Annotated in this window: 15 protein-coding genes; 13 read left to right on the plus strand and 2 right to left on the minus strand. The window is 53.7% G+C overall.

Annotated features, from left to right (window positions below; all coding sequences use genetic code 11):
• Positions 1–218: 218 nt before the first annotated feature.
• The 8 genes from ACHHZ6_RS09005 (at position 219) to ACHHZ6_RS09040 (ending at position 9096) form a co-directional block, all read left to right on the plus strand.
• A complete protein-coding gene (locus ACHHZ6_RS09005; protein WP_182273948.1) occupies positions 219–797 on the plus strand; it encodes a lipoprotein in 579 nt (192 codons plus the stop codon).
• Between the two features lie 46 nt (positions 798–843).
• A complete protein-coding gene (ampG, locus tag ACHHZ6_RS09010) occupies positions 844–2319 on the plus strand; it encodes a muropeptide MFS transporter AmpG (RefSeq protein WP_182273947.1) in 1476 nt (491 codons plus the stop codon).
• A gap of 480 nt (positions 2320–2799) precedes the next feature.
• On the plus strand, positions 2800–3747 hold the full coding sequence (cyoA, locus tag ACHHZ6_RS09015; protein ID WP_182273946.1) for a cytochrome o ubiquinol oxidase subunit II: 948 nt from the start codon (positions 2800–2802) through the stop codon (positions 3745–3747).
• Between the two features lie 16 nt (positions 3748–3763).
• Positions 3764–5755 carry a cytochrome o ubiquinol oxidase subunit I gene (cyoB, locus tag ACHHZ6_RS09020; RefSeq protein ID WP_395122113.1) on the plus strand — a complete coding sequence of 664 codons (1992 nt, stop codon included), beginning with the start codon at positions 3764–3766 and terminating at the stop codon, positions 5753–5755.
• Positions 5745–6359, plus strand: a complete 615-nt coding sequence (locus tag ACHHZ6_RS09025; RefSeq protein ID WP_182273944.1) for a cytochrome o ubiquinol oxidase subunit III — start codon at positions 5745–5747, stop codon at positions 6357–6359. Before cyoB ends, ACHHZ6_RS09025 begins: the two co-directional genes overlap by 11 nt.
• Entirely contained in the window at positions 6359–6685 is a 327-nt protein-coding gene (locus ACHHZ6_RS09030) for a cytochrome o ubiquinol oxidase subunit IV (RefSeq protein WP_395122114.1), read from the plus strand. The genes ACHHZ6_RS09025 and ACHHZ6_RS09030 overlap by 1 nt, the downstream gene beginning before the upstream one ends.
• 11 nt (positions 6686–6696) lie before the next feature.
• Positions 6697–7584, plus strand: coding sequence for a heme o synthase (gene cyoE, locus ACHHZ6_RS09035; protein ID WP_196390919.1), 888 nt, complete (start codon positions 6697–6699; stop codon positions 7582–7584).
• Between the two features lie 150 nt (positions 7585–7734).
• A complete protein-coding gene (locus ACHHZ6_RS09040) occupies positions 7735–9096 on the plus strand; it encodes an MFS transporter (RefSeq protein ID WP_395122115.1) in 1362 nt (453 codons plus the stop codon).
• A 32-nt stretch (positions 9097–9128) separates the two neighbouring features.
• Here the strand turns inward: ACHHZ6_RS09040 and ACHHZ6_RS09045 are convergent, their stop codons facing one another.
• Positions 9129–9620, minus strand: a complete 492-nt coding sequence (locus tag ACHHZ6_RS09045) for a YajQ family cyclic di-GMP-binding protein (protein WP_182273940.1) — start codon at positions 9618–9620, stop codon at positions 9129–9131.
• Positions 9621–9748: 128 nt separating this feature from the next.
• Between ACHHZ6_RS09045 and panE the strand changes: the two genes are divergently transcribed.
• Positions 9749–10660: a 2-dehydropantoate 2-reductase gene (gene panE, locus ACHHZ6_RS09050; RefSeq protein WP_182273939.1), complete on the plus strand. Its 912-nt coding sequence runs from the start codon at positions 9749–9751 to the stop codon at positions 10658–10660.
• A complete protein-coding gene (yajL, locus tag ACHHZ6_RS09055; protein ID WP_182273938.1) occupies positions 10623–11213 on the plus strand; it encodes a protein deglycase YajL in 591 nt (196 codons plus the stop codon). The genes panE and yajL overlap by 38 nt, the downstream gene beginning before the upstream one ends.
• Before the next feature lie 103 nt (positions 11214–11316).
• On the opposite strand, the gene thiI is transcribed toward yajL, so the two are convergent.
• A complete protein-coding gene (gene thiI, locus ACHHZ6_RS09060) occupies positions 11317–12765 on the minus strand; it encodes a tRNA uracil 4-sulfurtransferase ThiI (protein ID WP_182273937.1) in 1449 nt (482 codons plus the stop codon).
• A 173-nt stretch (positions 12766–12938) separates the two neighbouring features.
• Between thiI and xseB the strand changes: the two genes are divergently transcribed.
• The 3 genes from xseB to dxs are packed head-to-tail and all read left to right on the plus strand — an operon-like array spanning position 12939 to position 15968.
• A complete protein-coding gene (gene xseB, locus ACHHZ6_RS09065) occupies positions 12939–13181 on the plus strand; it encodes an exodeoxyribonuclease VII small subunit (protein ID WP_008503331.1) in 243 nt (80 codons plus the stop codon).
• Positions 13182–14081, plus strand: coding sequence for a (2E,6E)-farnesyl diphosphate synthase (gene ispA / locus ACHHZ6_RS09070; protein WP_395122116.1), 900 nt, complete (start codon positions 13182–13184; stop codon positions 14079–14081).
• A gap of 24 nt (positions 14082–14105) precedes the next feature.
• Positions 14106–15968, plus strand: coding sequence for a 1-deoxy-D-xylulose-5-phosphate synthase (gene dxs / locus ACHHZ6_RS09075; protein WP_395122117.1), 1863 nt, complete (start codon positions 14106–14108; stop codon positions 15966–15968).
• The last annotated feature ends 38 nt before the right edge of the window (positions 15969–16006 follow it).

The raw sequence follows: 16006 nt of genomic DNA on the forward strand, positions 1-16006 counted from the left end.
AATATTTAGCTTTCGTCTTATTTTCTCATTCAAACGGATGAAGTCCACTGTGAGGCTCATACGTTTTGTCATTCATGGGTGGAGAAAAACGGTAAGCAGGTCAGTTTTCAGACAAGACGATGAATTTACATGCACTGACCACTTCCCCTCGCCGTTAGCGATGTTATGATGGCGGCAATTTTTCTCTCTAACTGCTTACGATTCGTTGAGAACCTGAAATGTTAAAAAAACTCTTCTTTCCGTTGGTAGCACTTTTTATGCTGGCTGGTTGCGCTACCCCGCCAACAACAATTGATGTTTCACCAAAAATTACCCTACCTCAGCAGGATCCAAGCCTGATGGGCGTGACCGTAAGTATTAACGGTGCCGACCAGCGTCAGGACCAGGCTCTGGCAAAAGTCACCCGCGATAACCAGCAAGTGACGCTGACCGCCTCCCGCGACCTGCGCTTCCTGCTGCAGGAAGTGCTGGAGAAACAGATGACCGCGCGCGGTTATATGGTTGGCCCAAGCGGCGCGGTTGATCTGCAGATCATCGTGAACAACCTGTACGCTGACGTTTCCCAGGGTAACGTTCGCTACAACATCTCGACCAAAGCGGATATCGCCATCATTGCCACCGCGAAGAACGGCAATAAGATGACCAAAAACTACCGCGCAAGTTACTCTGTTGAAGGTGCTTTCCAGGCATCCAACCAGAACATTGCGAACGCAGTAAACAGCGTGCTGACCGACACCATTTCCGATATGGCACAGGACACCAGCATCCACGACTTCATCAAGCAGAACGCTCGTTAATCCTGCTTTCTGACCCGGTGACTCACCGGGTCAGACTTATAAAAACATGTCCAGCAATTACTTACGCATTTTCCAGCAACCCAAATCAGCCATTCTGCTGATCCTCGGTTTCGCCTCTGGTTTACCACTCGCACTCACCTCCGGCACATTGCAGGCCTGGATGACCGTCGAGAATATCGATCTCAAAACTATTGGTTTCTTCTCACTCGTCGGTCAGGCCTACGTCTTTAAGTTTCTGTGGTCACCGGTGATGGATCGCTATACCCCACCGTTCCTGGGACGTCGTCGCGGTTGGTTAGTGATGACCCAGATCCTGCTGCTGCTGTCGATTGCCGCGATGGGTTTCCTCGAACCTTCCACGCAGCTACGCTGGATGGCGGCCCTTGCCGTGGTGATCGCCTTCTGTTCCGCCTCGCAGGATATCGTTTTTGATGCCTGGAAAACGGACGTGTTACCCGCAGAAGAGCGAGGTGCCGGGGCGGCAATCAGCGTGCTGGGCTATCGCCTCGGGATGCTTGTCTCTGGCGGGCTGGCGCTGTGGCTGGCCGACCGCTATCTCGGCTGGCAGGGTATGTACTGGCTGATGGCCGTCCTGCTGATACCCTGTATTATTGCCACCCTGCTCGCCCCCGAACCGAGCGATGTCATTCCAGTTCCACGCTCGCTGGAGCAGGCCGTCGCCGAACCGCTGCGCGATTTCTTTGGCCGCAACAATGCCTGGCTGATCCTGCTGCTGATCGTCCTTTATAAGTTGGGTGATGCGTTTGCAATGAGCCTGACCACTACCTTCCTGATCCGCGGCGTCGGGTTTGATGCCGGGGAAGTCGGTGTGGTGAACAAAACCCTCGGGTTGTTTGCGACCATCGTCGGTGCGCTGTACGGCGGTGTGTTGATGCAGCGTCTGACGCTGTTCCGGGCACTCCTGATTTTCGGCATTCTGCAGGGGGCGTCTAACGCGGGTTACTGGCTGCTTTCCATTACCGACAAAAATATGATCAGCATGGCAGCGGCGGTGTTCTTTGAAAACCTCTGTGGTGGCATGGGCACTGCGGCGTTTGTCGCCCTGCTGATGACGCTGTGCAACAAATCATTCTCTGCGACGCAGTTCGCCCTGCTTTCGGCGCTGTCCGCCGTGGGCCGCGTCTATGTCGGCCCGATTGCTGGCTGGTTTGTGGAAGCCCACGGCTGGCCAACATTCTATCTCTTCTCCGTGATTGCGGCAGTGCCTGGGCTCTTATTGTTGCTGGTCTGTCGCCAGACGCTGGAATATACCCAACAAACAGAACACTTTATGCCGCGCACCGAATATCATCGCGCCTACCGTTTTGCCTTACGTTTGTTGATGGTGGGTTGCCTGGCGCTGGTACTCTGGCTGGCGGTATTAATGATTAACGCTACAACCTCGTTATCGCTTCCTCCTGAATCCCTGCTGCTGAATGCCGGAGCCCTGCTTGTCGTCGCCGGGATCCTCACTGGCGGGACGCTCGATTTTCTGGCTTTACGTAAAACTCAGGTGCCCTGAAGCCAAAAAATTAAAGGTTATTTCCCGTTGTAATCACCATGCGAAATTATAACGGTGAAATAACCGCCAGCTGCAAAAAAAAATATTTGCTGTTTTGTGCGGGATAGCATTTGGAAATTATTGGAGCCTACTCCAGAACGCTATTTTTCATTAACCGATTCAGCTTTTGAAAGATTGAATTTTCGTTTTTTAATTGTCTTTTTATTGATAATTAATTGTTAATTTTTTGTGTATTTTTCACAATGGTTATACCAATTGCCCCTTTTAGGGTATGCTTGGGGGTCCTTTCGTTATAACGCCCACGCCATGCGGGTTTCGTCTTAAAAACCGACATAATTTGCAACACTTGTGACATGTGCGGCAGAACCCGGTAACACCTTCCTGACACAGACCTAATGATGTTTACAGTAATGTAACCTTCCCGTAAAATGCCCCCACACTTTAAACGCCACCAGACTCCCGTGGAATTGAGGTCGTTAAATGAGACTCAGGAAATACAATAAAAGTTTGGGATGGTTGTCATTATTTGCGGGCACTGTATTACTCAGTGGCTGTGATTCTGCACTACTTGACCCCAAAGGACAGATTGGACTGGAACAACGTTCATTGATTCTGACGGCTTTTGGCCTGATGATGATTGTGGTTATTCCTGCCGTTTTGATGGCTGTTGGTTTCGCCTGGAAGTATCGTGCGAGCAATAAAGATGCGAAGTATAGCCCTAACTGGTCACACTCCAATAAAGTGGAAGCTGTGGTCTGGACAGTGCCTATTCTGATCATCCTGTTCCTTGCCGTGCTGACCTGGAAAACCACTCACTCCCTCGAACCTAGCAAACCGCTGGTTCATGATGAAAAACCGATTACCATCGAAGTGGTCTCCATGGACTGGAAATGGTTCTTCATCTATCCGGAACAGGGCATTGCTACCGTGAATGAAATCGCCTTCCCGGCGAACACTCCGGTTCAGTTCAAAGTGACCTCCAACTCCGTAATGAACTCCTTCTTCATCCCGCGTCTGGGTAGCCAGATCTACGCGATGGCCGGTATGCAGACTAACCTGCACCTGATCGCGAATGAAGCAGGCACCTACGATGGTATCTCCGCCAGCTATAGCGGCCCGGGCTTCTCAGGTATGAAGTTCAAAGCTATCGCGACGCCAGACCGTGCCGCTTTCGACCAGTGGGTTGAAAAAGCGAAACAGTCTCAGAACACCATGTCTGACATGGCGGCGTTCGACAAAGTGGCTGCACCTAGCGAATACAACAAGGTGGAGTACTTCTCTAACGTGAAACCTGATTTGTTCAAAGACGTTATTGGCAAATTTATGGATCACGGCAAGAGCATGGACATGACCCAGACTGAAGGTGAGCATAGCGCACACGAAGGTATGGAAGGCATGGACATGAGCCACGCGGAAACCGCTCACTAAGGGGCCGAGGAAGAAAATGTTCGGAAAATTGACACTGGATGCAGTGCCATACCATGAACCCATTATCGTGGTTACGGTGGCTGCAATTATCATTGGTGGTGCGGCTTTACTGGCCTTAATCACTTACTTCGGTAAGTGGAGCTACCTGTGGAATGAGTGGCTGACTTCGGTTGACCACAAAAAACTCGGTATCATGTACTGCATCGTCGGTATCGTCATGTTAATTCGTGGCTTTGCGGATGCCATCATGATGCGTAGCCAGCAGGTGCTTGCCTCTGCGGGTGAAGCGGGCTTCCTGCCGCCTCACCACTACGATCAGATCTTTACCGCTCACGGCGTTATCATGATCTTCTTCGTGGCGATGCCGCTGGTTATCGGTCTGATGAACGTTGTTGTTCCGCTGCAAATCGGCGCGCGCGACGTTGCATTCCCGTTCCTGAACAACCTGAGCTTCTGGTTTACGGTTGTCGGCGTTATCCTGGTTAACCTGTCACTGGGTGTGGGCGAATTCGCGCAGACCGGCTGGCTGGCTTACCCACCGCTTTCGGGAATTGAATACAGTCCTGGCGTAGGTGTCGACTACTGGATTTGGGCGATTCAGCTCTCCGGTATCGGTACAACCCTGACCGGTATTAACTTCTTCGTGACCATTATCAAGATGCGTGCCCCTGGCATGACTATGTTCAAGATGCCGGTATTTACCTGGGCATCTCTGTGCGCCAACATCCTGATCATTGCGTCCTTCCCAATTCTGACTGTCACCGTCGCGCTGCTGACCCTGGACCGCTACCTGGGCACCCATTTCTTTACCAACGATATGGGTGGCAACATGATGATGTACATCAACCTGATTTGGGCCTGGGGTCACCCGGAAGTGTACATCCTGGTTCTGCCGGTCTTCGGGGTGTTCTCCGAAATCGCTGCAACCTTCTCGCGTAAGCGCCTGTTTGGTTACACCTCACTGGTGTGGGCAACCGTGTGTATTACCGTTCTGTCGTTCATCGTTTGGCTGCACCACTTCTTCACTATGGGTGCGGGCGCGAACGTAAACGCCTTCTTCGGTATCACCACCATGATTATCGCAATCCCGACCGGGGTTAAGATCTTCAACTGGTTGTTCACCATGTACCAGGGTCGTATCGTGTTCCACTCAGCCATGCTGTGGACCATCGGCTTCATCGTCACCTTCTCTGTAGGTGGGATGACCGGCGTACTGCTGGCAGTACCAGGTGCTGACTTCGTTCTGCACAACAGCCTGTTCCTGATTGCGCACTTCCATAACGTTATCATCGGTGGTGTGGTCTTCGGCTGCTTCGCTGGCGTAACCTACTGGTGGCCAAAAGCGTTCGGCTTCACGCTGAACGAAACCTGGGGTAAACGCGCGTTCTGGTTCTGGATCATCGGCTTCTTCGTGGCATTTATGCCGCTGTACGTGCTGGGCTTCATGGGTATGACCCGTCGCCTGAGCCAGCAGATCGATCCACAGTTCCACCCAATGCTGGTTGTTGCAGCATGCGGTGCGGTGCTGATTGCCTGCGGTATCGCGTGCCAGCTGATTCAGTACTACGTGTCTATTCGCGACCGCGAACAGAACCGTGACCTGACCGGTGACCCGTGGGGTGGCCGTACGCTGGAGTGGGCGACCTCTTCTCCACCTCCGTTCTATAACTTCGCCATTGTGCCGCAGATCCATGAGCGCGACGCATTCTGGGAAATGAAAGAAAAAGGTGAAGCGTATAAGCAACCTGCTCATTACGAAGAGATCCACATGCCGAAAAACAGCGGCGCGGGCATTATCATTGCCGCTTTCGCAACGGTATTTGGCTTCGCAATGATCTGGCACATCTGGTGGATGGCGATTGCGAGCTTCGCAGGCATCATCATTAGCTGGATCGTGAAGAGCTTTGACGAGGACGTGGACTACTACGTACCAGTCCGTGAAGTCGAAAAACTGGAAAACCAGCATTTCGATGAGATTTCTAAAGCGGGGCTGAAAAATGGCAACTGATACTCTGGCGCACTCTACTGCCCACGCGCATGACCATGCGCACCACGATACAGGGCCGACGAAAGTCTTCGGTTTCTGGATCTACCTGATGAGCGACTGCATTCTGTTCTGCTGTCTGTTCGCGACCTATGCCGTTCTGGTGAACGGCACTGCGGGCGGCCCGACTGGTAAGGACATTTTTGAACTGCCGTTCGTTCTGGTAGAAACCGCACTGCTGCTGTTCAGCTCCATCACCTACGGCATGGCGGCTATCGCCATGTACAAAAACAACAAGAGCCAGGTTGTCTCCTGGCTGGCGTTGACCTGGTTGTTTGGTGCTGGATTCATCGGGATGGAAATCTATGAATTCCATCACCTGATTATGGAAGGTATGGGCCCGGATCGCAGTGGCTTCCTGTCTGCGTTCTTCGCGCTGGTAGGAACTCACGGTCTGCACGTAACCTCCGGGCTTATCTGGATGGCGGTACTGATGTTCCAGGTTTCCCGTCGCGGTCTGACCAGCACTAACCGTACACGTATCATGTGCCTGAGCCTGTTCTGGCACTTCCTGGACGTTGTATGGATCTGTGTGTTCTCTGTAGTCTATCTGATGGGGGCGATGTAATGAGTCATTCAAACGATCATGGCGCTTCCCACGGTAGCGTAAAAACCTACATTACAGGTTTTATCCTGTCGATCATCCTGACGGTGATCCCGTTCTGGATGGTGATGAACGGTTCTGCATCTCACGCGGCGATTCTGGGCACAGTCCTGGCCACCGCGGTAGTTCAGATTCTGGTGCATCTGGTTTGCTTCCTGCACATGAACACCAAGTCCGATGAAGGCTGGAACATGACGGCCTTTATCTTTACCGTGATTATCATCGCTATCCTGGTAGTCGGTTCCATCTGGATTATGTGGAACCTTAACTACAACATGATGGTTCACTAAGAGCGGCGAGTATGTTTAAGCAATACCTGCAAGTAACGAAACCAGGCATCATCTTTGGCAACCTGATCTCCGTGATCGGAGGGTTCTTGCTGGCCTCTAAGGGCAGCATTGATTACACCCTCTTTATCTACACGCTGATTGGTGTGTCACTGGTTGTTGCGTCCGGTTGTGTATTTAACAACTACATCGACATGGATATCGACAAGAAGATGGAAAGGACCAAAAATCGGGTGCTGGTTAAAGGCCTGATCGCCCCTTCCGTCTCGCTGGTGTACGCCACCTTGCTGGGTATTGCTGGCTTTATGCTGCTGTGGTTTGGTGCTAACCCGCTGGCCTGCTGGCTGGGGGTGATGGGGTTCGTGGTCTATGTGGGCGTTTACAGCCTGTATATGAAGCGTCACTCCGTCTACGGTACGCTGATTGGTTCTCTCTCCGGCGCTGCGCCGCCGGTGATTGGCTACTGTGCCGTCACAAATGAGTTCGACAGTGGTGCGTTGATCCTGCTGGCTATCTTTAGCCTGTGGCAGATGCCGCACTCCTATGCCATTGCGATTTTCCGCTTCAAGGATTATCAGGCAGCGAACATCCCGGTTCTGCCGGTTGTGAAAGGCATCTCCGTTGCCAAGAACCACATCACGCTGTACATCATCGCCTTTGCCGTGGCAACGCTGATGCTCTCTCTGGGCGGTTACGCCGGATATAAATATCTGGTGGTGGCGGCTGCGGTGAGCGTCTGGTGGCTCGGCATGGCCCTGCGCGGCTACAAAGTGGAAGATGACAAAGTCTGGGCACGTAAGCTGTTCGTGTTCTCGATTGTGGCCATCACCTCTCTGTCCGTGATGATGTCCGTGGATTTCATGGTACCCGAATCGCATAACCTGCTGACTTACGTCTGGTAAGCCATGGCAAGTGAATAAAGGGGTGCTTCGGCACCCTTTTTTTATTCACTGAATCTATTAATAATGCATGTAATATTTGTTAAATAACCCTGTATTTACCCCGCCCCTTCCCCGCACTACACTATGGCCTGCTCTTGAACTGAGGTGGTAATGAACGATTATAAAATGACGCCAGGCGAGCTACGCGCGACCTGGGGCTTAGGGACTGTTTTCTCGCTACGGATGCTTGGCATGTTTATGGTCCTGCCTGTTCTGACCACGTACGGTATGGCGCTACAGGGAGCCAGTGAAGCGCTGATTGGCCTGGCCATAGGTATCTACGGTTTAGCCCAGGCGGTATTCCAGATCCCTTTCGGCCTGCTCTCCGATCGCGTTGGCCGCAAACCGCTGATTGTCGGCGGGCTACTCGTCTTTGTGCTCGGCAGCATCATTGCCGCCCTCTCCCACTCCATCTGGGGCATTATTCTTGGCCGCGCCCTGCAGGGTTCCGGCGCAATTGCAGCCGCCGTGATGGCACTGCTGTCAGATTTAACTCGTGAACAGAACCGTACCAAAGCGATGGCGTTTATCGGCGTCAGCTTTGGCGTCACCTTTGCCATTGCGATGGTGCTTGGCCCTGTCATCACCCATAAGCTGGGTCTGCATGCCCTGTTCTGGATGATTGCTGTGCTGGCGACCATCGGTATTGCGCTCACGCTGTGGGTAGTGCCAGACAGCAAAAACCACGTCCTCAACCGTGAGTCCGGGATGGTGAAAGGCTGCTTTAGCAAAGTGCTCGTTGAGCCGCGCTTGCTGAAGCTGAACTTTGGCATCATGTGCCTGCATATCCTGCTGATGTCGACCTTTGTCGCCCTGCCCGGCCAGCTGGCGTCTGCAGGTTTCCCTGCCGCTGAGCACTGGAAAATTTATCTGGTGACGATGCTGATTTCGTTCGTCTCGGTGGTGCCGTTTATTATTTACGCCGAAGTGAAGCGCAAGATGAAACGCGTCTTCGTTGGCTGCGTGGCGGTGTTACTGATTGCCGAGATCGTGCTGTGGGGTTCCGGCCCGCATTTCTGGGAGCTGGTCGCGGGGGTGCAACTCTTCTTCCTGGCATTTAACCTGATGGAAGCCCTGCTACCGTCGCTGATCAGCAAAGAATCGCCTGCCGGTTACAAAGGCACCGCGATGGGCATCTACTCCACCAGCCAGTTTATCGGCGTGGCCATCGGTGGTGCGTTCGGCGGCTGGGTGGATGGCCTGTTTGATTCGCAAACCGTATTCCTGGCGGGTGCCCTGCTGGCGATGGTCTGGCTGCTGGTCGCCAGCACCATGAAAGAACCACGCTACGTGAGCAGCCTGCGCGTAGAAATTCCAGGGGACATCGACATCAACGATGCGCTGAAACAGCGTCTTGAGGCCACTGAGGGCGTGAGTGAAGTGCTGATCGCCCCGGAAGAACGCAGTGCCTATATCAAAATAGACAGCAAAGTGACCAACCGCTTCGAAGTGGAGCAGGTGCTGAAAGCCTGAAAAAAAGCCCGGTTAAACCGGGCTTTTTCGTCTTAATCGCGGAAGTTTTTGAACTGGAACGGCTGCCCCAGATCGCCGCCACGGATCAGCGCCATTACGCCCTGCAGGTCATCACGAGATTTACCGGTGACACGGATCTCTTCGCCCTGGATCTGCGCCTGAACTTTCAGCTTGCTGTCTTTGATGAGCTTAACGATTTTCTTCTGCACCGCGCTCTCAATGCCCTGCTTCAGTTTAGCTTCAACAAACCAGGTTTTACCGCTGTGCACGAACTCTTCCGGCACATCCAGTGAGGTACCTTCAATGCCGCGCTTCAGCAGCTTGGCGCGCAAAATATCCAGCAGCTGGTTAACCTGGAAATCAGACTCACTCAGCACCTTGATGGTCTTATTTGCCTCATTCAGGTCAAATGTTGCCTCAACGCCACGAAAATCGAAACGTGACTCAACTTCACGGCTGGCGTTTTCTACGCCGTTGCGGACTTCCTGGATATCAACTTCGGAAACAATATCGAAAGATGGCATCTTTTCTTCTCCCTTCATTTTTGTTGCGTTGCATAATACCCGCTACGAGGCATAACTCAACAGAAGCTTAGCTGACGGCGCTATACTTAGGCCGTAACACCTGGCGCAGTTGCAGGTGAGGAGGAACAATGAAAATTACAGTGCTCGGATGCGGAGCGCTTGGTCAGCTATGGCTGACTGCGCTATGCAAGCACGGACACGAGGTGCAGGGCTGGTTACGCGTCCCTCAGCCCTACTGCAGTGTAAACCTGATTGGTGAAGACGGAAGTATCTTTAACGAATCCCTCACCGCGAACGATCCTGATTTCCTGGCGCAAAGCGATCTGCTACTGGTCACGCTGAAGGCGTGGCAGGTTTCAGATGCGGTAAAAGCGCTGGCCGCCCAGCTCCCCCCCACCTCGCCCATTTTGCTACTGCATAACGGCATGGGGACGATTGATGAACTGAAAAATATCCCTCAGCCGCTGCTGATGGCCACGACAACCCATGCGGCGCGCCGGGATGGCAACATCATCGTACATGTCGCCAGCGGGATAACACATATTGGCCCGGCTCGTGAGCAGGATGGCGACTACAGCTATCTGGCAGACACACTGCAAAAGGTGCTGCCGGATGTCGCCTGGCACAACAACATTCTCCCTCAACTGTGGCGCAAATTAGCAGTCAACTGTGTGATCAATCCGTTGACGGCTTTATGGGACTGTCCGAACGGCGAACTGAAAAACCATCCGCAGGAAATTGCCACGCTGTGCGCCGAGGTCGCCTCAGTGGTGGAGCGCGAGGGCTTGCATACCTCAGCAGACGATTTACGCTATTATGTCGAGCAGGTAATTGATAGTACCGCAGAAAATATCTCTTCAATGTTGCAGGACGTTCGGGCGTTACGCCACACTGAGATCGACTACATCACCGGCTATCTGTTAAAACGCGCCCGCGCACACGGCATTGCGGTGCCGGAAAACGCCCGCCTGTATGACCTGGTTAAACGTAAGGAGAGTGAGTATGAGCGCGTCGGCACTGGTATGCCTCGCCCCTGGTAGCGAAGAAATGGAAGCCGTCACCACTATCGACCTGATGGTGCGAGGCGGTATTGCGGTGACGACGGCAAGCGTTGCCAGCGACGGTAATCTGGCGATCACCTGTTCACGCGGGGTGAAAATACTGGCGGATGCCCCGCTGGTACAGGTGGCTGACGGTGATTACGACATTATCGTTCTTCCCGGCGGCCTGAAAGGAGCCGAGTGTTTTCGCGACAGCCCACTGTTAGTGGAAACCGTCAGGCAGTTTCACCTGTCTGGCCGCATCGTCGCGACAATCTGTGCCGCAGCCGGAACGGTGCTGGTTCCACACGATATTTTCCCGATCGGCAATATGACCGGTTTCCCGGCGCTGAAAGACCGCATTCCGGAAGACCAGTGGGTCGATAAACGCGTTGTCTGGGATCCGCGCGTCAACCTGCTCACTAGCCAGGGGCCGGGAACCGCGATTGATTTTGCGCTAAAGATTATCGACCTGCTGGTCGGGCGCGAGAAGGCGTATGAAGTGGCGTCGTCGCTGGTCATGCCGGCGGGAATTTATAATTACTACGAATAAAAGTAAAACGGCAACCACACAGGTTGCCGTTTCCAGGTTTTTCTCCCTCTCCCGTGGGAGAGGGTCGGGGTAAGGGCAACATACCGCACTCCCCGGCAATGAACTACGGGCGATACACCTTCACGTTCGCAAAGCCCTGCTCACGCAGATACAGCGCCTGCAGACGGCTCATCACCCCACGCTCACACCACAGCAAATACGTTTTGCTCTGATCGAGATCGCCAAACTTCGTGCTCAGCTTGTAGAACGGCAGAGAAACCACTTCCACCCCTTCGACTTTCAGCGGTTTGTCATCCTGTTCGTCGATAGAACGGATATCCAGAATCGCATCGTTGGCACCAAAACCGCTCACGGTTTCAACTTCAACCACTTCCTGCCCGGTCTGCTGGGCAATATCGCGGATATCAATGTTGGACGCTTCCTCTACCACCTTCTCGAGGATCGCGAAATCGAAGTTCTCTTCTTCCGCTTCAATCTTCGCCTTCACCGCTTTTACGGTCGGACTTTTTGAGATCACACCGCAATACTCTGGCATGGTACGGGCAAAATCTTCGGTACCGATTTCACGCGCCAGATCGATGATATGTTCTTTATCGTGGGAGATCAGTGGGCGCAGGATCAGCGTATCAGAAACATTGTCGATAAGACGCAGGTTGGTCAGCGTCTGGCTGGAGACCTGGCCCAGCGCTTCCCCCGTCACCAGCGCCTGTACGCCGTAACGTTCAGCCACTTTGGACGCCGCGCGTACCATCATGCGCTTCAGCACGACGCCCATCTGGCCGTCGTCCACTTTCTCAAGGATTTCGCCAACCACCGGCTCGAAGTTGATCGCCACAAAACGCACGCGGTGGGAGCTGCCAAAGCGGTTCCACAGGTAATGTGCCACCTGACGCACACCGATTTCATGCGCTGCACCACCCAGATTGAAGAAGCAGTAGTGTACGCGGCAACCGCGACGCATCAGCATGTAGCTGGAAACGCCAGAATCGAACCCGCCGGAGATCAGCGACAGCACGTCTTCCTGAGTGCCGATCGGGAAACCGCCAATACCTTCGTAACGGCCTTTGACCAGCAGCAGGCGATCGTTTTCGATCTCCAGATTCACGGTCACGTCCGGGTTAGTCAGACGTACGCGCGCAGTTTCCACGTGTTGGTTAAGACCGCCGCCAACGTAACGTTCCACTTCAATCGAGCTGAACTCGTGCTTGCCACGACGTTTCACGCGCACGCAGAAGGTTTTACCTTCGATCTGGTTGCGGTACTGTACCAGCGCTTTCTCGAAGATGTCGTGCATATCGCTGAACGGAACATCTTCCACTTCCAGAATATGATGAATACCCGGAATACGGGTCAGCGCGTCGCGAATATCCTGACGTTTGTTTTCGTCTTTCGCGCGAACTTCAACGTGATCCCAGTGACGCACCACGGCAAGCGTTTCGTCGTAGTGCTTTAATACGTTACGAATGTTCCCGGTGAGAATTTTAATAAAGCGCAAACGCACAGATTGGCTTTTGATGGTGATTTCAGGGAACAATTTAATGATAAACTTCATGGCGGCAATGTTTCTTAGGCAAGCTTGTTAAGGCTTGTAATGGAAAATAATATTACAGCCCACACCCGTGGCTGCATCCAGGCGCGCGAGTATATCACCATTGAGCGTTATTTGCTTCTCCGCCTGAGTCCGTTACCATGACAGGGCTAAAAATAGAAAGAGTCAAATTCACTATGCCGAAGAAGAACGACGCACCGGCCAGTTTCGAAACTGCGCTGAGTGAACTGGAGCAGATCGTCACCCGCCTTGAGAGCGGTGATTTACCGCTGGAAGAGGCGCTCAACGAATTCGAGCGTGGCGTGCAGCTGGCACGTCAGGGGCAGGTCAAACTGCAGCAGGCCGAGCAGCGCGTGCAAATCCTGCTGTCCGACAGCGAAGATGCTAAAACAACGCCTTTCACACCGGACGCCGAGTAAATGGATTTCGCCAACGAGCTTCAGGCGTGTGTGAATCGCGCCAACGACGCCCTGCGCCGTTTTATCGAGCCACAGCCTTTTCAGAACACTCCTCTGGTTGAGGCCATGCACTATGGCGCACTCTTGGGCGGAAAGCGCCTGCGTCCGTTCCTGGTCTATGCCACAGGCAAGATATTTGGTATCAGCGATACTACGCTGGACGCCCCGGCAGCTGCCGTTGAGTGCATCCACGCTTACTCGCTGATCCACGATGATTTACCGGCGATGGATGACGATGACCTGCGTCGTGGTCAACCTACCTGCCATATCCGGTTTGGCGAAGCCAATGCCATTCTGGCGGGGGATGCCCTGCAAACGCTGGCGTTCTCGATTTTAAGCGATGCGCCGATGGTTGAAGTGAGTGACCGCGACCGTCTGGCGATGGTGTCCGAACTGGCGATGGCCAGTGGCGTCGCAGGAATGTGCGGTGGACAGGCACTGGATCTTGATGCAGAAGGGCGTCAGGTTAATCTGGAACAGCTGGAACGTATTCACCGCCATAAAACGGGGGCACTCATTCGTGCAGCCGTTCGCCTGGGCGCGCTGAGCGCAGGTGAACAAGGGCGAAAAGCCCTGCCGGTTCTGGACAGATACGCAGAAAGTATAGGCCTGGCATTCCAGGTTCAGGATGACATTCTGGATGTGGTGGGCGATACTGCAACATTGGGAAAACGTCAGGGTGCAGACCAGCAGCTTGGCAAAAGTACCTACCCCGCCCTTCTGGGCCTTGAGCAAGCCCAACGTAAAGCCCGGGACCTGATAGCGGATGCCCGCCAGTCGCTGAATCAGCTGGCTGCGCAATCCCTGGATACCTCGGCACTGGAAGCGCTAGCGGACTATATAATCCAGCGTGATAAATAAACTAAATATCTCGATGAGCCTTTGATGAGTTTTGATATTGCCAAATACCCGACACTGGCGTTAGTAGACTCCACCCAGGAGTTACGCCTGTTGCCGAAAGAGAGCCTGCCGAAACTGTGCGACGAGCTGCGTCGCTACCTGCTCGACAGCGTCAGCCGCTCCAGCGGTCATTTCGCCTCCGGGCTTGGCACGGTTGAGCTGACAGTGGCGCTGCATTACGTCTATAACACGCCGTTCGATCAGCTGATCTGGGACGTAGGTCACCAGGCATATCCGCACAAAATTCTGACCGGACGTCGCGATAAAATCGGCACCATTCGCCAGAAAGGTGGCCTGCACCCGTTCCCGTGGCGCGGTGAGAGCGAGTATGACGTGTTAAGCGTCGGCCACTCCTCCACGTCAATTTCTGCCGGTATCGGTATTGCCGTTGCCGCCGAAAAAGAGAACAAGCAGCGTCGCACCGTCTGCGTGATTGGTGACGGCGCAATCACCGCTGGTATGGCTTTTGAGGCCATGAACCATGCGGGAGATATCAAGCCGGACATGCTGGTTATCCTTAACGATAACGAGATGTCGATTTCCGAAAACGTCGGCGCACTGAATAACCATCTGGCGCAGTTGCTCTCCGGAAAACTTTACTCCTCGCTGCGTGAAGGCGGCAAAAAAGTCTTCTCCGGCGTACCGCCAATTAAAGAGCTGCTCAAACGTACCGAAGAACATATCAAAGGTATGGTTGTGCCGGGTACGCTGTTTGAAGAGCTGGGCTTTAACTACATTGGCCCGGTCGACGGCCACGACGTGCTGGGTCTGATCACGACGCTCAAAAACATGCGCGACCTGAAAGGCCCGCAGTTCCTGCACATCATGACCAAAAAAGGGCGTGGTTACGAACCGGCGGAAAAAGACCCGATCACCTTCCACGCGGTACCGAAATTTGACCATACCAGCGGCTGCCTGCCGAAAAGCAGCGGCGGTATGCCGAGCTATTCGAAAATCTTTGGCGACTGGCTGTGTGAAACGGCGGCGAAAGACAACAAGCTGATGGCGGTAACGCCTGCCATGCGTGAAGGCTCCGGTATGGTGGAGTTTTCCAAAAAATTCCCTGACCAGTATTTTGACGTGGCGATTGCCGAGCAGCATGCAGTGACATTCGCGGCAGGCCTGGCAATTGGCGGCTACAAGCCGGTTGTGGCTATCTACTCCACCTTCCTGCAACGCGCCTACGACCAGGTTATCCATGACGTTGCCATTCAGAAGCTGCCGGTACTGTTTGCTATCGACCGTGCGGGTATCGTGGGGGCTGACGGTCAAACGCATCAGGGCGCATTTGATCTGTCGTTCCTGCGTTGCATACCGGACATGGTCATCATGACGCCGAGCGATGAGAACGAATGCCGTCAGATGCTATTTACCGGCTACCACTATCAGGACGGCCCAAGCGCAGTTCGTTACCCACGCGGCAATGCCGTAGGCGTTGAGCTGCAACCGCTGGAGAAACTGGCAATGGGTAAAGGCCTGGTCAAACGTCGCGGTCAGACAGTGGCGATCCTGAACTTCGGTACGCTGATGCCGGAAGCGGCAAAAGTCGCTGAAACGCTGAATGCCACCCTGGTGGATATGCGTTTTGTGAAACCGCTCGATGAATCTCTGATCCTGAGCATGGCAGAAAGCCATGACGTGCTGGTGACGCTGGAAGAAAACGCCATTATTGGCGGCGCGGGCAGCGGCGTGAACGAGGTACTGATGGCGAACCGTAAAGCTGTTCCGGTACTGAACCTCGGCCTGCCTGATCACTTCATCCCACAAGGTACGCAGGACGAGGCCCGTGCGGCCATCGGCCTGGATGCCGCAGGTATCGAAGCCAAAATCCGTACCTGGCTGGCATAACACCTTCCCCACTGCTCCTGTTAGACTTATTTTGTTAG

This window comes from Enterobacter cloacae complex sp. 2024EL-00214 (assembly GCF_043945575.1).
GTDB lineage: Bacteria > Pseudomonadota > Gammaproteobacteria > Enterobacterales > Enterobacteriaceae > Enterobacter > Enterobacter cloacae_P.